The 23380-nt window shown below is 65.5% G+C and carries 16 protein-coding genes; 2 read left to right on the forward strand and 14 right to left on the reverse strand.

The features are described from left to right. Nucleotides 1-38: 38 nt before the first annotated feature. A complete protein-coding gene (locus tag ACEN2S_RS20300) occupies nucleotides 39-3269 on the reverse strand; it encodes an efflux RND transporter permease subunit (protein WP_441869901.1) in 3231 nt (1076 codons plus the stop codon). Then, nucleotides 3262-4239 carry an efflux RND transporter periplasmic adaptor subunit gene (locus ACEN2S_RS20305; RefSeq protein ID WP_441869904.1) on the reverse strand — a complete coding sequence of 326 codons (978 nt, stop codon included), beginning with the start codon at nucleotides 4237-4239 and terminating at the stop codon, nucleotides 3262-3264. Before ACEN2S_RS20305 ends, ACEN2S_RS20300 begins: the two co-directional genes overlap by 8 nt. A 182-nt stretch (nucleotides 4240-4421) precedes the next feature. On the opposite strand from ACEN2S_RS20305, the gene serS reads away from it, so the two are divergent. Both serS and ACEN2S_RS20315 read left to right on the forward strand, forming a co-directional pair. Next, nucleotides 4422-5714: a serine--tRNA ligase gene (gene serS / locus ACEN2S_RS20310; protein ID WP_441869907.1), complete on the forward strand. Its 1293-nt coding sequence runs from the start codon at nucleotides 4422-4424 to the stop codon at nucleotides 5712-5714. Between the two features lie 58 nt (nucleotides 5715-5772). Beyond that, nucleotides 5773-6474, forward strand: coding sequence for a hypothetical protein (locus ACEN2S_RS20315; RefSeq protein ID WP_441869909.1), 702 nt, complete (start codon nucleotides 5773-5775; stop codon nucleotides 6472-6474). A 148-nt stretch (nucleotides 6475-6622) separates the two neighbouring features. Here ACEN2S_RS20315 and der read toward each other — a convergent pair whose 3' ends face one another. The 12 genes from der to ACEN2S_RS20375 form a co-directional block, all read right to left on the reverse strand. Then, nucleotides 6623-8098, reverse strand: a complete 1476-nt coding sequence (der, locus tag ACEN2S_RS20320; protein ID WP_441869912.1) for a ribosome biogenesis GTPase Der — start codon at nucleotides 8096-8098, stop codon at nucleotides 6623-6625. Nucleotides 8099-8170: 72 nt separating this feature from the next. Then, nucleotides 8171-9502 (reverse strand): outer membrane protein assembly factor BamB family protein, encoded by a 1332-nt coding sequence (locus tag ACEN2S_RS20325; RefSeq protein WP_441869915.1) that lies wholly within the window; start codon nucleotides 9500-9502, stop codon nucleotides 8171-8173. Between the two features lie 85 nt (nucleotides 9503-9587). Then, nucleotides 9588-10235, reverse strand: coding sequence for a tetratricopeptide repeat protein (locus tag ACEN2S_RS20330; protein ID WP_441869918.1), 648 nt, complete (start codon nucleotides 10233-10235; stop codon nucleotides 9588-9590). A gap of 227 nt (nucleotides 10236-10462) precedes the next feature. Beyond that, complete coding sequence (gene araD / locus ACEN2S_RS20335; protein WP_441869919.1) at nucleotides 10463-12205, reverse strand: L-arabinonate dehydratase; 1743 nt, start codon at nucleotides 12203-12205, stop codon at nucleotides 10463-10465. 16 nt (nucleotides 12206-12221) lie between these two features. Next, a complete protein-coding gene (gene araD1, locus ACEN2S_RS20340) occupies nucleotides 12222-13190 on the reverse strand; it encodes an AraD1 family protein (protein WP_441869921.1) in 969 nt (322 codons plus the stop codon). Between the two features lie 129 nt (nucleotides 13191-13319). Continuing rightward, on the reverse strand, nucleotides 13320-14255 hold the full coding sequence (locus tag ACEN2S_RS20345) for a LysR family transcriptional regulator (protein ID WP_441869922.1): 936 nt from the start codon (nucleotides 14253-14255) through the stop codon (nucleotides 13320-13322). 125 nt (nucleotides 14256-14380) lie between these two features. Then, a complete protein-coding gene (locus ACEN2S_RS20350) occupies nucleotides 14381-15298 on the reverse strand; it encodes a Gfo/Idh/MocA family protein (protein WP_441869924.1) in 918 nt (305 codons plus the stop codon). A gap of 4 nt (nucleotides 15299-15302) precedes the next feature. Beyond that, nucleotides 15303-16472, reverse strand: a complete 1170-nt coding sequence (mmsB, locus tag ACEN2S_RS20355) for a multiple monosaccharide ABC transporter permease (protein WP_441869926.1) — start codon at nucleotides 16470-16472, stop codon at nucleotides 15303-15305. A gap of 11 nt (nucleotides 16473-16483) precedes the next feature. Continuing rightward, entirely contained in the window at nucleotides 16484-18001 is a 1518-nt protein-coding gene (gene mmsA, locus ACEN2S_RS20360) for a multiple monosaccharide ABC transporter ATP-binding protein (RefSeq protein WP_441869928.1), read from the reverse strand. A gap of 68 nt (nucleotides 18002-18069) precedes the next feature. After that, nucleotides 18070-19116 carry a multiple monosaccharide ABC transporter substrate-binding protein gene (chvE, locus tag ACEN2S_RS20365; RefSeq protein WP_441869938.1) on the reverse strand — a complete coding sequence of 349 codons (1047 nt, stop codon included), beginning with the start codon at nucleotides 19114-19116 and terminating at the stop codon, nucleotides 18070-18072. Between the two features lie 403 nt (nucleotides 19117-19519). Continuing rightward, nucleotides 19520-21295 carry an ABCB family ABC transporter ATP-binding protein/permease gene (locus ACEN2S_RS20370; protein ID WP_441869940.1) on the reverse strand — a complete coding sequence of 592 codons (1776 nt, stop codon included), beginning with the start codon at nucleotides 21293-21295 and terminating at the stop codon, nucleotides 19520-19522. A gap of 280 nt (nucleotides 21296-21575) precedes the next feature. Continuing rightward, a complete protein-coding gene (locus ACEN2S_RS20375; RefSeq protein ID WP_441869930.1) occupies nucleotides 21576-23180 on the reverse strand; it encodes a LysM peptidoglycan-binding domain-containing protein in 1605 nt (534 codons plus the stop codon). Nucleotides 23181-23380 lie beyond the last annotated feature (200 nt).

Below are 23380 nucleotides of genomic sequence, written 5' to 3' on the forward strand. Positions count from 1 at the left end.
TGAGACAGGCGGGCGTTTGTCGTGACCGGGGGCCGGTGTCAGCTGCGAAACACCCGGTAGATCGCCGGGATCACCAGCACCGTCAGCAGGGTTGAGCTGAGCAGCCCGAACAGAAGGCTGATCGCCAGCCCCTGAAAGATCGGGTCCGACAGGATCACCACCGCGCCGATCATCGCGGCCAATGCGGTCAGCAGGATCGGCTTGAACCGGATCGCCCCCGCCTCGATCAGGATGTCGAGCGAAGATTTCCCCGTCCGGTCCGCATGCCGGATGAAATCCACCAGCAGGATCGAGTTGCGCACGATGATCCCCGCCAGCGCGATAAAGCCGATCATCGAGGTGGCCGAGAAGGGCGCACCAAACAGCCAATGCCCCCCCATGATGCCGAGGAAGGTCAGCGGAATCGGCGTCAGGATCACCAGCGGCAGTTTAAAGCTGCCAAACTGCGCCACCACGAGGATATAAATCCCCAGAAGCGCCACGCCAAAGGCCGCCCCCATGTCGCGGAAGGTGACCCAGGTCACTTCCCATTCGCCATCCCAGAGCAGCGTCGCCTGCCGCTCATCCACCGGCTGGCCATGCAGCGCCACCTCAGGCTTGGTGCCCGGCGCCCAGTCCATGCGGTCCAGCGCCTCCCCCACTGCGATCATCCCGTAGAGGGGGGCCTCATAATCCCCCGCCATCTCGCCGGTCACCATTTCGGCGAACCGCCCGTTGTGGCGGAAAATCGGAAAACTCGCGGTCTCGGGTGCCACACGGATCACATCGCCCAGCTCCACCACCCCGCGCCCGCCGGGCAAAAGATCAGCGGGGATCGGCGTGGAGAGCGCCGCCGCATCCAGCACCCGCTCCGCCGTCGGCCGCGCGAGGGTGATCGGCAAGGGCACGCGCCCCTCTCCCCGGTGCGAATAGCCCACCACCTGACCACCGTTCAGGATCGAGAGCGTGTCGAAGACATCGCCCTCGGCCACCTGATAGAAATCCAGCTCATCCGAGGCAATCACCGCCCGCAGCCGCCGCGCGGGCGTGCCATAGCTGTCATCGACATCGACGATATAGGGCACACTCTCGAACGCCTTGCGGATCTGCGCCGCCGCCGCGCGCCGTGCCTCGGGCGTCGGGCCATAGACCTCGGCCAGCAGGGTGGCGATCACCGGCGGTCCCGGCGGCAGTTCCACGGTTTTCAGCACGGTGCCCGCGGGCAACGCGAGAGCCGCCAGACGGCTGCGGATGTCCAGCGCGATCTCATGGCTGGTGCGGACCCGGTCGCCCTTCGGCGTCAGGTTGATCTGCACATCCCCCAGATGCGGCTGCGCGCGCAGATAGTAATGCCGCACGAGGCCGTTGAAGTTGAAGGGCGCCGCCGTCCCCGCCTGCGTCTGGACCGAGATCACCTCGGGCAGTTCGGTCACCACCGCCGCCACCGCCTGCGCCACCGCATCGGTGGCCTCGGTGCTGGCGCCTTCGGGCAGATCGACCATCACCGACAGTTCGGATTTGTTGTCGAAGGGCAGGAGTTTGACGGTGACATGCTTGGTATAAAGCAGGCTCAGCGAGCCAAAGGACAGCACCACCACCGCCAGCAAGAAGAACAGCGCCCGCCCCTTGGTCGCAAGGATCGGCCGCGCGAGGCGCGCATAGGCCCGGCCCAGCCGCCCGCCATATTCCCCCGCATCATGGTGCAGCGGGGCTTTGCCGGCGATTTTAAGCATCAGCCAGGGGGTGATCAGCACCGCGACAAAGAAGGAAAAGATCATCGCCGCCGAAGCATTGGCCGGGATCGGCGACATATAGGGCCCCATCAGCCCGGAGACGAAGAGCATCGGCAACAGCGCCGCCACCACGGTCAGCGTGGCGACAATGGTGGGGTTGCCCACCTCGGCCACCGCCGCAATCGCCTGTTCCGCGCGGCTCGGCGTGCGTTCACCTTCGGGCCCCGCCATCCCCCAGTGGCGGGCGATATTCTCGATCACCACGATCGCGTCATCGACCAGAATCCCGATCGAGAAGATCAGCGCGAAGAGGCTGACCCGGTTCAGCGTATAGCCCATGACCCAGGCCGCAAAGAGCGTGAGCAGGATGGTCACCGGAATGACAATCGCCACCACCAGACTTTCGCGCCAGCCAATCGCGATGAAGACGAGGCCGATGATCGAGAGTGTCGCAAGGCCAAGGTGGAACAGCAGCTCATTGGCCTTTTCATTGGCGCTTTCGCCGTAATTGCGCGTCACGGCCAGGGTGACATCCCCGGGGATCAGATTGCCCTTCAGCGCCTCGACCCGCGCGAGGGCCGCCTCGGCCACGACCACGGCATTGGCACCTGCACGCTTGGCCACCGCCAGCGTCACGGCGGGCTGCCGGTGCAACCCCGCGTCATCGCGGGTGACAAAGGCCGCGCGGGCATCATTCAGATCGGGCACATAGGCCACATCCGCCACATCGGCCAGATAGACCGGGCGGCCATCGCGGGCGGTCAGCAAAAGCCCCGCGATCTCGGCGGGCGCGGTCAGCGTCTGCCCCACGGCAAGGTCGATCTGCTGGCCCCCGTCGCGCAGGGTTCCGGCGGAAAACGCCCGGTTCGCCTGCTCCACCTTATAGGCCAGCTGCTGCAGCGTGATGCCGTAAAGTGCCAGCCGCGCTGGATCGGGGGCGATGCGGATCGCCTCATGCGCCTCGCCCACCAGATAGGTCAGGCCGACATCCGGGGTCTTGACCACCTCGGTCTGCACCGCCCGCGCGATCCGCGTCAGGTCATTGGCGCCGAGCGTCGGGCTGGTGAAGGTCAGCCCGACAATCGCCACATCATCAATGCCGCGCGCCACCACCAAAGGCTCGGGTATCCCCTTCGGGATCCGGTCCAGATTGGCGCGGATCTTGTCATGCACCCGCAAGACGGCGGCATCCGACGCGGTGCCCACCTTGAACCGCGCCGTCACCAGCGCGCCATCATCGCTGGTTTGCGAATAGACATGCTCGACGTCATTGATGCTCTGAACCAGAATCTCCAAGGGTTCGGTCACCAGTTTCACCGCATCCTCGGCCTTCAGCCCCGGTGCAGCGATGTGAATATCGACCAAAGGCACCGAGATCTGCGGCTCTTCCTCGCGCGGCAGGCTGATCAGCGCGACAAGGCCCACGGCCAGCGCCGCAAGGATCATCAGCGGCGTCAGCGGCGAGGTGATGAAGGCGCGGGTCAGCCGTCCGGCCAGCCCGAGCTTGGCCTCGGGCGGCAGGGCCGGGGCGGCGGGCGCAGGGGTCAGGTCACTCATGCGGCACCAGCGTTTCGCCAGCGGTCAAACCGCTGAGAATTTCCACCATCGCGGCCCCGTCGATGTGCCGCACAGCGCCCGGCACCACCAGCCGCTGCGAGCCATCGGCCAGCGTCACAAAATCCAGCCCCTCGCGCAGGGTGATATAATCCGCAGGCACCATCAGCGCCGCACGTTCGGCCAGCGGCAATTGCACCAGCACCCGCGCGCCGACGAAACCGGCATCAAGATCGGGCAGCTCGACATCCGCCTGCACCCGCCCCCCCGCGATCAGCGGATAGATCCGCGCCAGACGGCCCGTGGTGGCCCCGCCCGTCAGCTCCACCGTGATCGCATCGCCCAGATGCAGCCCGGCGCTCAGCCGTTCGGGCAGCGAGAGGCGCAGGTAAAAGCCGCCGCCGCCAAGTTCCGCCACCGTCTCGCCCGCCATCACCACGCCGCCGATCGCCTGCGGCACCGTCAGCACCCGGCCCGCAATCGGCGCCAGCACCGCGCCCTCGGCCTGCTGCTGCATCACCACCTGCCGCTCGGCCTCTTGCGCGGCGACCTGCGCGCGCAGCACCGTCACCTGCGTTTGCGCCGTCTCCAGCTTTTGCGTCGTCGTGGCACCGCGCGCGGCCAGATCGGTGGCCCGCGCCAGTTCGGTCTCGGCATTGGAGAGTTGCGCCGTCAGCGCCGCGATCCCCGCCGACAGCGCCTTCAATTGGCTGTCGAGCTTGGGGTCCACCACCCGCGCCAGCTCCTGCCCCGCCGTCACCTCATCCCCCGCCGCCACGCTCAGCGCGGTCAGCGTGCCCCCGAGCCGCGCCCGGGCGGGCAAACGGTCGCGCGCCTCAATGGTGCCAAAGACCGGCTTCCAATCGGTGACCTGTTGTGGTGCGACCCGAAAACCCACCGGTTCCCCGGCCGCCGGGAGCACAGCAGGCAGCGTCGTCAGCCCGATGACCAGGGCAAATACAGGCAGGCGCATGACAGAATCCCTCTCCCGGGCCGAGACCCGTTACATTCATTGTTTTGAATATGAATCCATGCCGCCCGGATTTCAACCCCTTTTCCAAGCCTGCGGCGCTGCGACGGGGCCCGGCGCATCACCGCCCTTTTCCCAAGCGCCGCAATGCGCTAAACCCGGCGCGCAATCTGATGAGGTCTGCCATGCATGATATCCGCGCCATCCGCGAAAACCCGGCCCAATTCGACGCTGCTCTCTCCCGTCGGGGGCTGTCGGCGCTGTCGTCGGAGATCCTCGCGCTGGACGAGGCGCGCCGCGCCTGCATCCTGGCCGCCGAAACCGCGCAGGCCGCGCAAAACGCCGCCAGCAAAGAGGTGGGCGCCGCCAAAGCCCGGGGCGATGACGCGGAATTTGAGCGTCTGCGCGCACTGGTCGCCGAGAAAAAGGCCGAAATCGCCGCGCTGAACGCCGAGGCTGGCGAAAAAGATGCCGCACTCCGCGACATGCTGATGGCGCTGCCGAACCGCCCCGACGCCTCGGTGCCCGATGGCAAGGATGAGGCGGACAATGTCGAGATCCGCCGCTGGGGCAGCCCGCGCAGCCTCGATTTCGCGGCGCTGGAGCATTACCAGCTGCCCGCCGTCAAGGCCGGGATGGATTTTGAAACCGCCGCCAAACTCTCGGGCGCGCGCTTTGTCGTGCTCTCGGGCGCGGTGGCCCGCGTGCAGCGCGCGCTCGCACAACATATGCTCGACACCCATATCGACCAGCACGGGCTGACCGAGACCTGGACCCCGGTTCTGGTGAAACCCGAGATGATGTATGGCACCGGGCAGCTGCCGAAATTCGGCGAGGACAGCTATGAGACGACCAATGGCTGGTGGCTGGTGCCGACCGCCGAGGTGACGCTGACCAACACCGTCTACGGCGACACGCTGGAGGAAAGCGCGCTGCCCAAACGCATGGTCGCCCATACGCAATGCTTCCGCTCCGAAGCGGGCTCGGCGGGGCGCGACACGGCGGGGATGCTGCGTCAGCATCAGTTCGAAAAGGTCGAGATGGTGTCGGTCACCCATCCTGATCAGTCGATGGCCGAGCATGACCGGATGACCCGCTGCGCCGAGGCGATCCTCGAAGGGCTGGAACTGCCCTACCGCACGATCGTGCTTTGCACCGGCGACATGGGCTTTGGCGCGGTGAAAACCCATGACCTCGAGGTCTGGCTGCCGGGGCAGAACACCTACCGCGAAATCTCCTCGGTCTCGACCTGCGGTGATTTCCAGGCGCGGCGGATGAATGCGCGGTTCAAACCGGCAGGCGGCGGCAAGCCGGAATTCGTGCACACGCTGAACGGCTCGGGCCTCGCGGTGGGGCGCTGCCTGATCGCGGTGCTGGAAAACGGCCAGCAGGCAGATGGCTCTGTCACCCTGCCTGCCGTGCTGCACCCCTACCTCGGTGGCAAGAGTATCCTGACCGCCGAGGGGCATCTCGCCTGATTTTAAAAATCAGAATGATAAAAGTGAACCGCCGCGCCCTGCGCGGCGTTTTACTGTCATGAAACAGCTCAAAGCCCCCCTCCTGTTGCTCGCGACGTTGGCCTTTGCCATCGCCCCCTTTTTCGCGACCTCCTTCCGGGGCTATGACGGGAATGCCTTCCCCGTTCCCACCATCGACCCGCCGATCCAACCTGCGGGCTGGGCCTTTTCGATCTGGGGGCTGATCTACCTCGCCCTCATCGCCCATGCGGCCTTTGGCCTTGTCGCGCGGCGGAACGACCCCGCCTGGGACAGGGTCCGCTGGCCGCTTATCCTGTCGCTCGGTCTGGGCGCGAGCTGGCTGGAGGTGGCCCAACGCGCCCCCGTGCTGGCCACGCTGCAGATCATCCTCATGCTGCTCACCGCGCTCTGGGCGCTCTGGCGCGCCCCCTATCAACGCGACCGCCTCCTCCTTCTCTTCCCGCTGGCGATCTATGCAGGCTGGCTGACCGCCGCCACCGGCGTCTCTCTGGGCGTGGTGATCATCGGCTATGGCATCGCCAGCCCGCTTCTGACGAGCGCCGCCATGCTGACCCTGATCGCCGCCATCGCGATGGCGATGCAACTCGCCCTCGACCGCGCCCCGGAATATGCGCTGACGGTGATCTGGGCGCTGATCGGCATCATCGTGGCCAATCTCGGCGCCTCGCTGCTCCTGCCCGCAATGGCCGTGACCGGGATCGCGCTCCTCGGTCTTGCCATCATCCGCGTCAGCGCCTGAGGCCGCCGGGGCATTGAGCCCCCTGACAATTGCTTCGTCCCAAATATCCCCGCCGGAGGCATCCGCCGCCCACCCCGGGATGACCGATGCGAAAAAGGGCGAACCCTCACGGCCCGCCCCCTTCCCTTCATCCAGATGTCCCCGCGCCTCAGCGCTTGCTCTTCTCGGGTCCGGTATTGACCGCCGAGTGCTTGCGCAGCCGCGAAGGCGTGTTGAACTTCTTGTCTTTATAGGGGTTTTTCGTCCCCTGATCGCGGAAATGCAGCCGGATCGGCGTGCCCGGCATGTCAAAACTGTCGCGCAGACCGTTCACCAGATAGCGCTGATAGCTGTCGGGCAGCTTGTCGACATGCGTCGCCATCACCACGAATCCCGGCGGCCGGGTCTTGACCTGCGTCATGTAGCGCAGCTTGATCCGGCGCCCGCCGGGGGCCGGGGGCGGGTGCGATTCCGTCATCGCGCCCAGCCAGGCGTTCAGACGCGCGGTCGGGATCCGGCGGTTCCACACCGCATGCGCCTTCAGCACCGCGTCATGCAACCGGTCCAGCCCCTTGCCGGTCTTGGCCGAAACCGTGACCAGAGGCGCGCCGCGCAGCTGCGGCAGAAGCCGCTCAAACGCCTCGCGCAGCTCGTTCAGCTTGGCGGGTTTGTCTTCCTCAAGGTCCCATTTATTGGCGGCAATCACCACCGCACGGCCCTCGGATTCCGCATAATCGGCGATGCGCAGATCCTGCTGTTCGAACGGGATATCCACATCGAGAAGCACGACGACAACCTCGGCAAAGCGCACCGCGCGCAGACCATCGGCGACCGAGAGCTTCTCGACCTTGTCGTTGATCTTGGCCTTCTTGCGCATCCCGGCGGTGTCAAAGATCCGCATATGGGTGCCCATGAATTCGGTCTGCACCGAAATCGCGTCGCGGGTGATTCCCGCCTCCGGGCCGGTCAGCAGACGGTCCTCGCCGATGATCTTGTTGATCAGCGTCGATTTCCCAGCATTCGGACGGCCAATTACAGCGATCTGCAGCGGTTTGAGTTTGGTCGGCGCCTGATAGGCGTCTTCGTCTTCCGAGCCCTCTTCCACATCCACATCGGTTTCCGGCGTGGTCAGCGCGGCTTTCGCCTCGAACTCATCGGCCAGCGGCATCAGCACGCGGTAGAGATCGTCCATCCCCTCGCCATGCTCGGCCGAGATCCGCAGCGGCTCGCCCAGACCAAGGCTCCAGGCCTCCATCGCGCCGATTTCCCCGGCGTGACCTTCGGATTTATTTGCCGCCACAATCACATGCGCGTTCTTACGGCGCAGGATATCGGCGAAAATCTCATCAGCCGGGGTCACCCCCACCCGCGCGTCGATGACGAAAAGGCAGATATCCGCCTCGTCCACCGCCCGCTCGGTCAGGCGCCGCATCCGGCCCTGAAGACTGTCATCATCCACCAGTTCCAGACCGGCGCTGTCCACAACAACAAACCGCAGATCGCCCAGCTTGGCGGCGCCTTCGCGCAGGTCACGCGTCACCCCCGGCTGGTCATCGACCAGCGCCAGACGCTTGCCGACCAGACGGTTGAACAGCGTGGATTTGCCCACATTGGGCCGGCCTACAATGGCCATCGTAAAGCTCATGGTGCCCTCCTTGGGCAGACGCCTTCCGGACGTATTCCGGGGCGCAAGCGGCCCCCATACACGGAATTTCCGTCAGCGGAAAGCGTGAAGCTGCGCGTTCTCGCCCAGAACATAGAGCGTGCCGCCCGCCACGACCGGTGCCGAAGATGCCCCGCCCGGGATCGCCGCCTGCCCCAACAGGGCGCCGGTCGCCGGATCAAAGGCCTGCAAGGCCCCGTCACCCGAGGCCACGAAGAGACGACCGCCCGCCAGAACCGGGCCGTAATGCGCCACGATCTCGTTCTGCTTCTTGACCTTTTCCTTGGTGAAATAGGGCAAGGCCACCGACCAGAGCGCATCCCCCGTCGCCGCATCAATCCGCATCAGCTGCGATTCGTCCGAGACGAGGAAGATCGAGCCGCCCGCCACCTGCACCGGGCTGACCGCGCCTTCGGGCGCCGTCCAGATCCGCTCGCCCGTGGCCAGATCAAAGGCGCCGAGTTTCCCGGCGGAAGACCCCGCATAGACCACATTGCCCACGATGACCGGATCGCCGGTCAGATCGGTGACGCTGGCATAGGCCCGGCCCAGCCGCGCCCCCGCCACTTTCGCGGTCCAGAGGTTCAGGCCACTTTTGCGCAGCGAGGTGACCATTTCGCCGGAGGCAAAGGGAAACACCACCGTGGTCGCATTGGCCGCCGGAGCCGAGACACCGGTCACCCCCGAGGGCGAGGGCGTGCCCGGCAGCTGCCATTGCACGCGGCCATCCGAGGCGCGGATCGCCCAGCCCGAAGCATCGCGCGCCACGACATAGACCATCCCGTCGCGCACCGTCGGTGCACCGCCCACGGCGGCGTCGAAATCCTGCCGCCAGCGCACGGCACCCGTTGCCGCATCCAGCGCGATCAGCTCACCAAAGCCGGTGGTCGCGTAGACCGTGCCCGCGTCATAGGCCAGACCACCGCCCGAGGCGTCATCGGCGCTTTCGGAGGCGGGCGAGAGATCTGCGGTCCAGAGCGTCGCGCCGTTGGTGGCGGTCGCCGTCACATCCGAGCGGCTGTCGAGCGTGTAGATGCGCCCTGCCCCCACCACCGGATCGGCGGTGATGCGGTGCTTGCGGCCGCCGCCGGTGCCGACATTGGCCGACCAGACCGGGGTCAGCCCGCCGCCCGGCAGCGCGGCCTGCACCAGATCATGCGCGGCATTGCCCGCACGATGCGTCCATTCGGCATTGGCCTGCACGCCCGGCAAGCGCAACGCGGGCAGCGCGGCCCCCGGCACCGGCGTGGCGGAGGGCCCGGCGACGACCCCGGTCAACAAATCCCGCGGCGCCAACCGCTCTCCCTGCAGGATGGGTTCCTTGGGCGCGCAGGCGGTCGCCAGCGCCAGTAAGCTTACGAGGCCGATGCGTTGGGTAAGGGTCACGCCGTCATCTCCTTTGTGGGCTTGCGGGGCCTTCGGGTCGGGTGCCGCGTCGCGCCGCCCCCAGCCCCAGCGCCCCTGCCCGAGGTCATTCTGCCTTCGGATCCGCACCGAGCGTCACAATCAACTCGGACGCCCGCCGACGCAAGCCCGCCGTCAGATCCGCTTCGCGCAGGATCTGCCGGGCCAGCGCCACGGCTTCATCTTTCTTGCCATCGCGCACCAGCGCAAGGGCCTGCTGCTCTTGGGCCAGCAACCGATAGGGCGCACCGGGGGCCGCCAGCGTGGCGAGGATGGCGTCACGATCTGCCGCGGGCATATCGGCACCGCCAAGGATCACCAGCTTCAGCTGCGCCAGCTGCCGCAGGCTGTCGGGCAGCGTCGCGTCTTCGGCAATGGTCTGCAGCTGTTTTTGCGCGGTCACCGCATCATCGCCCGAGAGCGCATCAGCCGCGATCAGAAACTCGACCATTGCCTGACGGCCGCTGCCATCCACCGTGATCTCGCGCAGTTTTTCGCCCGGCGCATCGGAATCGACCGCTGCCATCACCGCATCGCCAAAGGCCTGCGCCCCGGCAGCGTCCCGCGCCTTTTTCCACTCGGCATAGGAGGCACCACCGACGATGAGCACCACCGCCGCCACACCGATCCAGCCATAGCGTCTGAAAAAGGCGAACAGGCGGTCGCGGCGGACCTCATCGGTCACTTCGTCAATGAAACTGTCGGTATCGCTCATGCCTGTCTCCTCGTGCCCGGGCTCGCTCGGGCCGTTGGCCCTGTCTTACACGCAAGTGGCGGGCCTTGCCAAGTCATCCGCCCACCCCGCGCTGCCGCCAAGACCTTGATCGGCAGGATCTTTGCCGGGGCCTTGCGCAAAAGTGAAACCCGGGCTGCCGCCCCGCCCGCCCCGCATGGCAAAACGGCGGAGCCCTGCCCCGCCGTTTCCGGTTCTTTTATCGCCGCTCAGTGGCTGTCTTTGCCGACTTCCGCGCCACGGCAGCCCTTGAGGAAGCTCAGATCGGCCCCGGTATCGGCGCCCTCCACAAAGCTGTTGTGCAAGAAGGCATAGCCCGCCTCGGGCGGTGCTTCGCGCGGGGTCCACTTGGCCAGACGCGCGGCCAGCTCATCCTCCGAAATATCGAGATGCAGGCGGCGGTTCGGCACATCCAGCTCGATGAAATCGCCGTTCTGCACCACCGCCAGCGGGCCACCGGCCGCCGCTTCCGGCGAGGTGTGCAGGACGACGGTGCCATAGGCGGTGCCCGACATCCGCGCATCCGAGATCCGCACCATATCGGTGATGCCCTTGCGCAGGACCTTCGGCGGCAGGCCCATATTGCCGACCTCCGCCATGCCCGGATAGCCTTTCGGGCCGCAGTTCTTCAGCACCATCACGCAGGTCTCGTCGATGTCGAGCGCCTCATCGTTGATCTTGGCCTTGTAATCGTCGATGTCCTCAAAGACGACCGCCCGGCCCCGGTGCACCATCAAGGATGCGGTCGCGGCCGAGGGTTTCAGCACCGCACCTTTGGGTGCCAGATTGCCCTTGAGCACCGCGACACCACCCGAGGCGGTCAGCGCCTTTTCGGTCGGCAGAATGACGTCCTCGTTCCAGTTGGTGACGTCCTTCACCTCATCCCAGATGGTTTCCCCCGAGACGGTCAGCGCGTCCTTGTTCAACAGACCCGACTCGCCCAGACGTTTCAGCACCACCGGCAGACCGCCCGCATAGAAGAATTCTTCCATCAGGTATTTGCCCGAGGGCATCAGGTTCACAATCGTCGGCACGTCGCGGCCACAGCGGTCCCAATCATCCAGCGTCAGATCAATGCCGACCCGGCCCGCCATGGCGAGCAGATGGATCACCGCATTGGTCGAACCGCCGATGGCCCCGTTGGTGCGGATCGCGTTTTCAAACGCCGCTTTGGTCATGATATCCGAGGGTTTCAGGTCATCCTTGACCATCTGCACGATGCGCCGTCCGGTCATCTGCGCCATCACGCGGCGGCGGCTGTCCACCGCCGGGATTGCCGCATTGCCCGAGAGCGCCATGCCAAGCGCTTCCGCCATCGAGGCCATGGTCGAGGCGGTGCCCATCGTGTTGCAGGTGCCCGACGAGCGGCTCATCGACGCCTCGGCCTCCAGGAATTCCTCCTGCGTCATCTCACCCGCCTTCACGGCTTCGGAGAATTTCCACAGATGCGTGCCCGAGCCGACCCGCTCACCGCGGAAATAGCCGTTCAGCATCGGCCCGCCGGTAACGACGATCGAGGGGATATCGGTCGAGGCCGCGCCCATCAGCAGGCTCGGCGTGGTCTTGTCGCAGCCCACCAGCAGCACCGCGCCATCCATCGGCTGGCCGCGCATCGCCTCTTCCACCGCCAGCGCGGCGAGGTTGCGGTACATCATCGCCGTCGGGCGGAAGGTGTTTTCCGAGGCCGAGAACACTGGCACTTCCATCGGGAAACCACCGGCCTCCCAGACGCCGGCCTTCACCTTCTCGGCCAGATCGCGCAGATGCCCGTTGCAGGGCGTCATGTCAGACCAGGTGTTCAGAATGCCGATGATCGGGCGACCATCAAACAAATCATGCGGATAGCCCTGGTTCTTCATCCAGCCGCGGTGATAGATCACATCGCGCGAGGTGCCGCCGTACCATTCTTGCGAGCGCAGTTTGCGCGGCCAGGGTTTCGGGGTAAAGCCCATGAATATCTCCCGCGGATCAGAGGGCGCGCACGGTGACGAGGCCCGAGGGCGCCGCAACCTGCAACGGATTGGACAAAGGCAGCCCGAAATCGGGTGCCGAAATTTCAAAGACATCGCCCGCTTGCGTCTCAACGCCCGCCGCAAAGCTCAGCGTTGCGGTGCCGAACATATGCACATGCAGATCGCCCGGCTGGCAGAAGATGCCGTATTTGAAATGGTGATGTTCAAGGTTTTCAAAGCTGTGCGACATGTTGGCGCTGCCCGACAGGAACGGCGCCTCAAAGATCACCTTGCCGCCGCGCAGCACCCGGCTGGTGCCGCGAATGTCGGCGGGCAGCTCACCCACCAAAAGCTCGGGGCCAAACGAGGCCTGCCGCAGCTTGGAATGCGCGAGGTAGAGATAGTTGATCTTTTCCGTCACATGGTCGGAGAATTCATTGGCGAGGGACCAGCCCACCCGGCAGGGCGTGCCATCCGCGGCAATCAGGTAATAGGCGGCCAGTTCCGGCTCTTCGCCGCCATCCAGCGCGAAACCCGGGCTGACCAGCGGCTGGCCGGTGCCGAGCGCTGCGTGACCGGTGCCCTTGTAGAACCATTCCGGCTGCGCGCCGACCTCGCCCGCGGCGGGTTTGCCGCCCTCGATGCCCATTTTGAACATCTTCATCGAATCGCTCATGCCCTTGGTGTCGGCATGCATCGCATCGCGCGCCGAGGCCGAGCCGGTATGCGTCAGGCCGGTGCCGGTCAGGAACATATGCGCCGGATCCGGGTGCCGCAGCGGCATGTCGAGCGCACCGCGCGCGACCAGCGCCAAGAGGTCGACCGCCTCGCCAAGCCCCAGTGCCTGCACCTTTTCGGCCAGCCCCACACCCTCGGCCATGGCCGCCTGCGCCAGCGCGAAGATCGTCTCCACGCCCTGAACGCGGCGCGCATCCGCGCCGTTACGGCAGATCACGCCGCCGCCGATCACCTGTGACAGATGCATTTAAAGCTCCTCGTATTCCTCCCGCCGGACAGCCTCCCACCCGGTCGCCGCAGGATAGGGGGCCATGGCTTGCCAAACAAATTACATATCGGTCTGCAAGCATACCATTACGGGTATATGTTAACGAAATCAGCTGATCGGCGCCGCAATCGCCTCGCCGATCATCGCATACATCCGCGCGGCGGCGGGCGAGAGGGCACGGTCGCGCAGGCTGACCAGCGAATAGGGGGCGATGGTGACCTCTTGCGCGAGATCAAGCGCGACAAGATCCGAGGTCACCCCCGGCCCGGCAAAGAGATCCGCCACCTCGCGCGCCAGCGGTGCAATGCTCTGCGTACGCCCCAAAAGCGCCGCGACCATCATCAGCGAGGTGGTGTTCACCAGCTTGGTCGGCGGCGTTACCCCCTCGGCCAGAAAGGCGCGGGTCAGCGCCTCGCGGATCGGGGTTCCGGCGGGCTGCACCACCCAGGGCCAGGCGGCCAGCTGCGCCGTCCCGATGTTGCGCAGTCGCGCCAAAGGATGGCTCCGATGCGCCAAAAACGCCACGCGTTCGGGCCAGGCCGAGCGGGCGTGAAATAAAGTCGCGTCCATTTCCAAGGGGATACGCGACAGAACAAAGTCAAACTCGCGCGCCATCAGCCTTGTGATCAGCGCCCGGCTGGGGGCGACGGCGGCATGGACCTGCACCTGCGGATGGGTGTTTTGCAATTTGGTGATCGCCCCCACCACAAAGCCCACGGCGGCCCCGGTCACCGCGCCCACATGCACCTCGCCCGCCGAGCCGGCCTTCAGCTCTTCCACCTCGCGGGCGATGTCCTGCATCTCGCGGCTGAGGGCCTGCGCGCGACGCGCGACGGCCACCCCCAGCTCGGTCGGCTCCATGCCTTTCGAGCGCCGCTCAAACAAGGGTGCGCCGATCAGCGCCTCAATCTCCGAGAGCATGCGCGAGGCGGCGGGCTGGGTGATCGCCATCACCTCGGCCGCGCGGCTCAGCTGACCATGCGTCGCCACCGCGTCGATCAGCCGGAAATGCGTCAGTTTCAGCGGATGTGACGGGTATTTCATAACCGGATCTCCATACCAAAGCCGCTATATCACTCAGCTAAAGCCGGGTGCGGCCTGCTGTCAAACGCCAAGATGCGAAAAGGGGCCCGAAGGCCCCTGTCGATATCGCATCCCGGCGGGGTCGCTCAGTCGTGAAAGGCGGCGGTGGTGACCCGCTCGCCCAGCATGAAGGCATCCGCCACCAGCCGCAGCGGGCTGAGATCGGCGTCGCTTTCGCGCGACGACAACAGCTCCGAAAAGCGGCGGTAGATGTCGGGATATTCGCCCAAAGGCGCCACCGGATGCGCCACGCCGTCCACCGCCATATGCGCACCGCCATCGCTGAGATCCAGCACCTGCCCGGAGGCGTTGATGCGGATGTTCCAGCTTTGAGGGCCCTCTTGCCGCCAGTCAAACACCGCCTTCACCGGCGCGCCGGTGACGGTGGCAATCTCCATCTCAACCCCGATCGGGGTCTGGCGGTTCTCGGGGGTTTCGAGCTGCGCGCGGGTCACATGCATCGGCCCCGGCACCACGGTGGTCAGCAGGCTGAGCGCGTTGATGCCCGGATCAAAGACGCCAAAGCCGCCCGGCTGCCAGATCCACTCCTGGTTCGGGTGCCAGCGGCGGACATCCTCTTTCCAGGTGATCTCGACATTCTCCAGCACCCGCTCGGCCAGCCAGTCGCGCGCCGCCGCCGCTGCCGCCGCATGGCGCGAATGCCAGGTGGCGAACAAAACCACACCGGCCTCGCGCGCGGCCTGCACCATCGCCTCTGCCTCGCCCATCGTCGCGGCAGGGGGTTTCTCGATCAGAAGATCACGCCCCGCCGCCACCGCCTTCAGCACCATTTCGGTGCGCACGGCGGGCGGGGTGCAGAGCGCCAGCGCCCCCTCCGGCCCGTTTTGCAGGAAGTCGTCGAAATCGGTGAAGTTCGGCACCCCCTCCACCGTGCCATGCCGCGACACCGCCGCCACCAGCCGGAAATCCGGATTGGCCGCAATCGCCGGCAGATGCTGGTCGCGGGCGATCTTGCCCACGCCCACCAGGATCACATCATGCATCGGATCACCCCTGTTTGCTGCGGTTCCAGACGTCAAAGATCACCGCCGCGAGCAGCACCAGACCCTTGATCACCTGTTGATAGTCAATCCCGATCCCCAGGATCGACATGCCGTTGTTCATCACGCCCATGATCAGCGCCCCGATCACCGCGCCCACAACCTTGCCCGCGCCGCCCGACATCGAGGCGCCGCCGATGAACACCGCCGCGATCACATCAAGCTCGAACGACACACCCGCCTTCGGCGTTGCGGTGTTCAGACGGGCGGCAAAGATCAGACCCGCCAGCGCCGCCAGCATCCCCATGTTGATGAAGGTGAGGAAGGTCAGCCGCTCGGTCTTGATCCCCGAGAGTTTGGCGGCCTTTTCATTGCCGCCCAAAGCATAGACCCGCCGCCCCAAAGTGGTCGAGGAGGTCAGGAAACTATAGGCGCCAACCAGAATCCCCATCGTGATCAGCACGTTCGGCAGGCCGCGATAGGTGGCCAAAAGCCAGGAGATATAGATGATCGCCGCGGAGAGAACGATGTTCTTGCCCCAGAAAAAGCCGACCGGCTCGGTCTCGATATTGTATTTCAGCGCCTGTTTGCGGCTGCGCAGCGACAAAAAGACGATGATCAGCGCGACCACGGCGCCGAGGATGACGGCGGTCCAGTTCGGTTTGTCGGGGCCGAAGATGTCGGGGATGAACCCGGTCGACATCAGCTGAAAGCTTTTCGGGAAAGGCCCGACCGATTGCCCGGCCAAAAGCCAGAGGGTCGCCCCGCGGAACACCAGCATCCCCGCCAGCGTCACGATAAAGGAGGGGATCCGCCAATAGGCAATCCAATAGCCCTGCGCGGCGCCGATCAGCGCCCCCACCACCAGACAGACCGGCACAACGACCAGCACCGGCCAGTGCCAGTTCACCACCATCACCGCCGCCAGCGCGCCGACAAACCCCACCACCGAGCCGACCGAAAGGTCGATATGCCCCGCCACGATGACCAGCAGCATCCCGCAGGCCATGATGATGATATAGCTGTTTTGCAGGAAGATGTTGGTCAGGTTCACCGGCTTCATCAGCGTGCCGTCGGTGGCCATCTGGAAGAACACCATGATCGCCACCAGCGCGATCATCATCCCATATTCGCGCAGATGCCCCTTTAGGTAACTGCCCATTGATCCTTGTGCCATCGCTCTGCCCCTCAGCCCCTGACGATCATCGACATGATTTTTTCCTGACTGGCTTCCGCCGCCGTCAGCTCTCCCGCAAAGCGGCCCTCATTCATCACATGGATGCGGTCGCACATGCCCAAAAGCTCGGGCATCTCGGAAGAGATCATGATCACGGCCTTGCCGCGTGCCGCCAGCTCATTGATGATATTGTAAATTTCAAACTTTGCGCCGACATCGATGCCCCGCGTGGGTTCATCAAGGATCAGCACATCCGGATCGGTGAACAGCCATTTCGACAGCACCACCTTTTGCTGGTTGCCGCCCGAAAGGTTCATCACCTTCTGGAACACCCCCGGCGTGCGGATCGCCATCGCGGTCCGGTAGCCCTCGGCGACGTTCTGCTCCTGGCTCGGGTTGATCACGCCGCGGGTCGAGATGCCCGGAAGGTTCGCCAGCGAGGTGTTCTTGAGAATGGATTCCTCAAGGATCAGCCCCAGATGCTTGCGGTCCTCGGTCACATAGGCAAGGCCCGCATCAATCGCGCGCGGCACATCCGACAGATCGACCTCGGCGCCATGCATCCGCGCGGTGCCGGTGATGTCGCGGCCCCAGCTGCGGCCAAAAAGGCTCATCGCGAGTTCGGTGCGCCCCGAACCCATCAGCCCGGCAATCCCCAGAACCTCGCCCGCGCGCACGTTGAAGCAGATGTCGCGGATCACCGCGCGGTCCTGCTCGGGGTGACGCACGCACCAGTTCTCGACCTCCATCACCACCGCCCCCGGATTGGGGGTGCGCGGCGGATAGCGGTGCGCCATGTCGCGGCCCACCATGTCGCGGATGATGCGGTCTTCGGTCACTTCGCCCTGATGCGCATCCAGTGTCGAGATCGAGGCGCCGTCGCGGATGATCGTCACCCGGTCGGCCACTTCGCGGATCTCGTTCAGCTTGTGCGAAATCAGGATCGAGGTGATGCCCTGGCTGCGGAATTCCTTCATCAGCTCCAGCAGCGCGGCACTGTCATTTTCCTGCAAGGCGGCGGTCGGCTCATCAAGGATCAGCACCCGCACTTCCTTGGCCAAAGCCTTGGCGATCTCGACCAGCTGCTGCTTGCCGACACCAAGCTTGCCCACCGGCGTCGCCGGATTTTCCTTCAGCCCGACCTTCGCCAGCAATTTCTCGGTGCGCGAGAAGGTCTCGGCCCAGTTGATCATGCCGTTTTCGGTGATCTCATGGCCCAGAAAGATATTCTCGGCGATGGACAGGAGCGGCACCAGCGCCAGCTCCTGATGGATGATGATCAGGCCCAGCTTTTCGCTGTCATGCGTGCCGCTGAACGCCATTTTGGCGCCGTCATACCAGATTTCGCCATCATAGCTGCCCGCCGGATAGACGCCCGAGAGCACCTTCATCAGCGTGGATTTGCCAGCGCCATTCTCACCGCAGATCGCGTGGATCTCGCCTTTGGCGACGCTGAGGCTGACATTGTCGAGGGCCTTCACACCAGGGAAGGTTTTGGTGATGCCGCGCATCTCCAGAATCGGGGTCATTCCTGCCTCCGTACAGAAGCGAAAGGCCCGCGGGAGGGACTCCCCCCCGCGGGCCAGACGGGGATAGATTACTTCACCTGGTCCATGGTGTAGTAACCCGAACCGATCACCACTTGCTCCCAGTTGGACGCGTCGACTTCGATCGGCTCCAGCAGGTAGGACGGCACGACTTTCACGCCGTTGTCATAGGTGGTGGTGTCGTTGATTTCCGGCTCCGACCCCGAGAGGAGCGCGTCCACCATGCCCACGGTCACCTGTGCCAGCGCACGGGTATCCTTGAAGATGGTCGAATATTGCTCGCCCGCGATGATCGATTTGATCGACTGGACTTCGGCATCCTGACCCGAAACGATCGGCAGCTGCACATCGCCCGAACCATAGCCCACGCCTTTCAGCGACGACAGGATCCCGATGGACAGGCCATCGTAGGGCGACAGGACGCCATGCACCTGCTTGTCGGTGTAGTTGGCCGACAGAAGGTTATCCATACGGGCCTGTGCCACAGCACCATCCCAACGCAGCGTGCCGACTTTTTCCATGCCCATCTGACCCGAGGGGATCACGATGTCGCCGCTGTCGATCAGCGGCTGCAGCACCGACATGGCGCCGTTGTAGAAGAAATAGGCGTTGTTGTCGTCCGGGCTGCCGCCGAAGAGTTCCACGTTCCACGGATGCTGATCCGGGAAGCGCTTCTTCATGCCGTCGACGATCGAGCTGGCCTGCTGCACGCCGACTTTGAAGTTGTCGAAGGTGGCGTAGTAGGAGACGGCGTCGCTGTCGCGGATCAGGCGGTCATAGGCGATGACCTTGATGTCGGCGGCGGCGGCGTTTTCCAGCGCGTTGGTCAGCGTGGTGCCGTCAATCGCGGCCACAACCAGAACATCCACCCCTTTGGTGATCATGTTCTCGATCTGCGCGAGCTGGTTCGGAATGTCGTCCTCTGCATATTGCAGATCGGTGTCATAGCCCGCAGCCTTGAAGCGCTCGACCATCGACTCGCCGTCGGTGATCCAACGGGCCGAGGATTTCGTCGGCATGGCGATGCCCACCAAGCCCTTGTCGGCCGCAATCGCAGTGCTGCCCCAAAGCGAGGCGCCAACCGCCAACGTCGCCATGAATGACGTGAAAACCTTCATATTTCCCTCCCTGATGCCGGCTCCCTTTCCCCGGGCGCGCATTGCCCAGGGTCCTGACCGGTCCGCCGCCACGATAGGCAAGTGGGGGCATAACCGACAAATTCATAATTGTGCATCATCCATATCAGGAACGGTATATTTGTGCCGCAGAGGCCCATTTCCACAGGAATGCGGGGGATGCCGCGAAGGCCTGCGACATTTGTCGTTGCGTCACCTGACATCGCGCGCTGCCAGAGGTTGCGCCAAGACGGGCGCCATCGCCCGGCAAAGAGGCAAAAACCCAGCCAAAGCACCGGCTTCGGTCCGATTCACCCGGCTCCACGTAACGACAAAGGGCGCGGCCACGCCGCGCCCCTGCCCTGAATGCCGGAGAAGATTCGCCTCAGGCGGCCTCTTCTTCCTCTTCTGCCGACTGCCGCGCCCACATGGCGGCATAGCGGCCGTTATGGCTCAGCAGCTCCTCATGCCGCCCCTCTTCGACGATGCGCCCCGCCTCCAGCACCACGATGCGGTCGGCATCGGCAATGGTCGAGAGACGGTGCGCGATGGTGATCACCGTGCGCCCCTGCCCCATCGCCTTCAGGCTTTCCTGAATGTCGCGCTCGGTCTGGGTGTCCAAGGCCGAGGTCGCCTCATCCAAAAGCAGAATCGCCGGGTTCTTCAGGATCGTCCGCGCAATCCCCACCCGTTGCTTTTCGCCGCCCGAAAGCTTCAGCCCGCGTTCGCCCACGGTGGTCTCATAGCCCTCCGGCAGGCTTTCAACGAAATCATGGATGCGCGCGGCGCGGGCGGCGGCCTCCACCTCGGCGCGGCTGGCCTCCGGGCGGCCATAGGCGATGTTGTAATAGATGGTGTCGTTGAAGAGCACCGTGTCCTGCGGCACGACGCCGATGGATTTGTGCAGACTGTCCTGGGTGATGGCGCGCACATCCTGCCCGTCGATCTTCAGCGCGCCGCCGGTCACATCGTAAAAGCGGAACAAGAGCCGCCCGATGGTGGATTTGCCCGAGCCCGAGGGCCCCACAAGCGCCACCGTCTGCCCGGCGGGCACGCTCAGCGTGATGCCCTTCAGGATCGGCCGCGCCGCGTCATAGCCGAAATGCACATCCTCAAACATCACCTCACCGCCGCGGATCTCCAGATCGGGGGCCGCGGGCGCATCGGTGATCTCGGCGGGCTGATGCAAGAGGTCAAACATCTCGCCCATATCCACCAAAGCCTGCCGGATCTCGCGGTAGACGGTGCCCAGAAAGCCGAGCGGCATGGTGATCTGGATCATATAGGCATTGACCATGACGAAATCGCCGACCGTCAGCTTGCCCGCCATCACGCCTTGCGCCGCCATCACCATCACCGCCACCAGCCCGGTGGTGATGATCAGCGACTGGCCGAAGTTCAGCACCGAGAGGCTCTGGCCGGTCCGCACGGCGAGCCGTTCATATTGCGACATCGCGCCGTCATACCGCTCGGCCTCGCGCGCCTCGGCGCCGAAATATTTCACGGTTTCAAAGTTCAGCAGGCTGTCGATGGCCTTTTGATTGGCATCCGTATCCTGATCGTTCATCGCCTTGCGGATCTTGACCCGCCATTCGGTGACCTTGAACGTATAGGTCACATAGGCCCAGATCGTCACCACCACCACGGCCATATACCAGACGTTGAACATCACCGCGAAGATGATGGCCACCATGGTCAGTTCAAGGATCAGCGGCCCGATCGAGAACAGCAGGAAGCGCAAGAGAAAGTCGACGCCCTTCACCCCCCGTTCGATGATCCGGCTCAGCCCCCCGGTCTTGCGGGTGATGTGATAGCGCATCGAGAGGCGGTGAATATGGGTGAAGGTCTCCAGCGCCAGGCTGCGCAGCGCCCGCTGCCCAACCCGCACGAAAACCGCGTCGCGCAGCTCGGAAAAACCGACATTGCCCAGCCGCGCCAGACCATAGGCAATGGTCAGCGCCACCGCGCCGAGCCCCAGCAAGAACCCGTCATCCCGGCTCTCGCCCGCCAGCCCGTCCACCGCCGCCTTGTAGAGGAACGGCGTCGACACCGAGATCACCTTGGCCAGCAGCAGGAACGACAGCGCCAGCACCACCCGCTTTTTCACCCAGGGCGCATTGTCGGGCCAGAGATAGGGCACAACCCCGCGGATCGTGCGCATCCCGCGCGCCTGTGCGGCTGCCTTCTCTGTGGCCTTTTCGCCCGCCTTTGCGGCAGCATCGGCACCTTTGCCCCGTGCATCCGTATCTCGTGACATGCCACGCATTCTGCCTCGCTCCGGGGCTACCCCCTTGCTTTGGTACAAATATCCTCGGGGGGAGGTGCTTTTTCAAAAGCACCGGGGGGCAGACAGCCCCCCGCCCGGTCCGGGCCGCTCGCGCCGCCCCGACCTCCTCTACCCCGTCGCAAGGGGCGCGCCAAGGCCCGCCGCCGCACAGGGGTCACTGCGGCAATGCAAAGACCTGGCCCGGATAGATCAGATCCGGGTTGCGGATCTGGCCCTTGTTGGCGTCAAACACCCGCACATAAAGGAACCCGTCGCCATAGGTGTCGCGCGCGATGCCCCAGAGGGTAAAGCCGGGCTGCACGGTGACCACTTTCGCCGCCACCTGCCCCGGCGCCGGTGCTGCGGGCTGCGCCGCCGCCAGCACTTCCGGCGTCTCGCGGCGGAAGGGCGTTTCGGCGCGGCCGGTCACCCGGCCCCCGGCGCTGACCGCATCGATGCGCAAGGTATAGGTGCCCGGCGCCACGTCCTTGAGCGCGAGGCTCCAGCTGCCATCCGCTGCCACATGGCCCAGTCCCACATCGGCGTTGTTCAGATAGGCGCGCACGAATCCCGGCTGCCCGGCCTCGCCCGCGCCGCGCCCGGTCACGGTGACATCGGTGCCGCTGTCATAGCTGATCGCATCGATCACCAGCTCCGCCGCCGCCGGTGCCAGAACCCGCACCCCGTCTGCATTGGAGACCAGCACCGAAGGTGCGGCAGCCGCCGCAGATGCGCCCGCCACCGTGGCCGCGCCCGTGCCTGTATCCGCGCCCGTGCCCGTGCCTGCAGCCGTGCCCGCGCCCGCTCCGGCACCCAAGGCGGCCGCCGGTGATGTCGCCGCACCATCTGCCGTGGGCGCCGCCGCGCCGGCACCGGTTGCCGCCGCCATATCTTGCGGGGCCGGGGCCTCTGCCCCCGTGGGCTGTGCCACCGGGGCTGATGCCTGTGCCGCCGCGATCTCTTCCGCGCTGCGCGGCGCGATGATCATCGTCTCTGCCGATTGCCGCACCTCGGTCCCGCGCTTGGCGGTCAGTGCCACGATGCGCGGCTGATCCGACAGCGGCAGCGTGAACAGCGCGGCGAATTGGCCGCGCGCATTGGTTTCGGCCTGTGCGGTTTCAGCCCCGTCAACCACCACTGAAATCGCCACCCCGGCATCCGCCTGCCCAGCCACCAGCACCGAGCCATCGGCCCCGGCGCGCAGCGTGTCGAATTTCGGCACCCCGAGCGGCGCCACCGCTGCCGCCCCGGCCGGGGTGCCCGCGTCTGAAGAGGATCCCGCCTCGGCTGCGCTGCCCGCTGTCGCAGCGGTGTCGGCGGCAGGCGCATCTGTGGCCGTGCTGGCCGTGGCGCCGGTCGCCGGGTTTGCCGCGCCCTCCGCCGCCGGGTCTTGCGTGCCCGAAGCGGATGCATCCGCCGCCGTGGCGGGAAGGTCGCCCCCCTCAGCATCGGGGCCCGCATTCGGGGCAGCATTCGGCGCCGCATTCGGGGCCGCATTCGGGGCCGCGGTGTCGGGCGTGCTGGCGGCAGATGTCTGCGCCTCCGGCGTGGCGGCGGCGCTGCCTGCGGCTTCCTGTGGTGCGGCCCCCGTCGCCGGGGCCTCTGCGCCGGTCTCCGCGGCGGCCGGTACCCCGCTCTCCGGCGTTTCGGGGGCAGAGGTCAGCACGAACCACCCCATCACCGCCGCCACGACCGCGGCGCCAATCAGCGCCCCGGCAGCGCCCGGCCCCATCCCGCCCGATCTGGCTCCCGTCTCGCCGCCCGTGTTCTTATCCGTCATTCGCCGTCCCCTTTTGCGTCCCGAGGCACGTCTGCGGCGCCAATGGGTTGAGTGACCTTAGCAAGCCCGCTATCACCGCTCAAGGAAACCCTTTTCGCTCATCATCCCCAGAGGTGCCTCATGACCGCCGCAACCGCTCAGAAATCCGTCTGCGTTTACTGCGGCTCGCGTCATGGCGCGCGTGCGGCCTATACGGAGGC

The sequence above is a fragment of the Phaeovulum sp. W22_SRMD_FR3 genome, assembly GCF_052113705.1.
Classification (GTDB): Bacteria; Pseudomonadota; Alphaproteobacteria; order Rhodobacterales; family Rhodobacteraceae; genus JBGQOG01.

Coding starts and splice junctions, on each gene's coding strand:
- ACEN2S_RS20300 (WP_441869901.1), bottom strand. CDS start 3,269: ATGAGTGACCTGACCCCTGCGCCCGCCGCCCCGGCCCTGCCGCCCGAG.
- mmsA (WP_441869928.1), bottom strand. CDS start 18,001: ATGACCCCGATTCTGGAGATGCGCGGCATCACCAAAACCTTCCCTGGT.
- ACEN2S_RS20345 (WP_441869922.1), bottom strand. CDS start 14,255: ATGAAATACCCGTCACATCCGCTGAAACTGACGCATTTCCGGCTGATC.
- serS (WP_441869907.1), top strand. CDS start 4,422: ATGCATGATATCCGCGCCATCCGCGAAAACCCGGCCCAATTCGACGCT.
- araD1 (WP_441869921.1), bottom strand. CDS start 13,190: ATGCATCTGTCACAGGTGATCGGCGGCGGCGTGATCTGCCGTAACGGC.
- chvE (WP_441869938.1), bottom strand. CDS start 19,116: ATGGCGACGTTGGCGGTTGGCGCCTCGCTTTGGGGCAGCACTGCGATT.
- ACEN2S_RS20305 (WP_441869904.1), bottom strand. CDS start 4,239: ATGCGCCTGCCTGTATTTGCCCTGGTCATCGGGCTGACGACGCTGCCT.
- araD (WP_441869919.1), bottom strand. CDS start 12,205: ATGGGCTTTACCCCGAAACCCTGGCCGCGCAAACTGCGCTCGCAAGAA.
- ACEN2S_RS20315 (WP_441869909.1), top strand. CDS start 5,773: ATGAAACAGCTCAAAGCCCCCCTCCTGTTGCTCGCGACGTTGGCCTTT.
- mmsB (WP_441869926.1), bottom strand. CDS start 16,472: ATGGCACAAGGATCAATGGGCAGTTACCTAAAGGGGCATCTGCGCGAA.
- ACEN2S_RS20375 (WP_441869930.1), bottom strand. CDS start 23,180: ATGACGGATAAGAACACGGGCGGCGAGACGGGAGCCAGATCGGGCGGG.
- ACEN2S_RS20350 (WP_441869924.1), bottom strand. CDS start 15,298: ATGCATGATGTGATCCTGGTGGGCGTGGGCAAGATCGCCCGCGACCAG.
- der (WP_441869912.1), bottom strand. CDS start 8,098: ATGAGCTTTACGATGGCCATTGTAGGCCGGCCCAATGTGGGCAAATCC.
- ACEN2S_RS20370 (WP_441869940.1), bottom strand. CDS start 21,295: ATGCGCACGATCCGCGGGGTTGTGCCCTATCTCTGGCCCGACAATGCG.
- ACEN2S_RS20330 (WP_441869918.1), bottom strand. CDS start 10,235: ATGAGCGATACCGACAGTTTCATTGACGAAGTGACCGATGAGGTCCGC.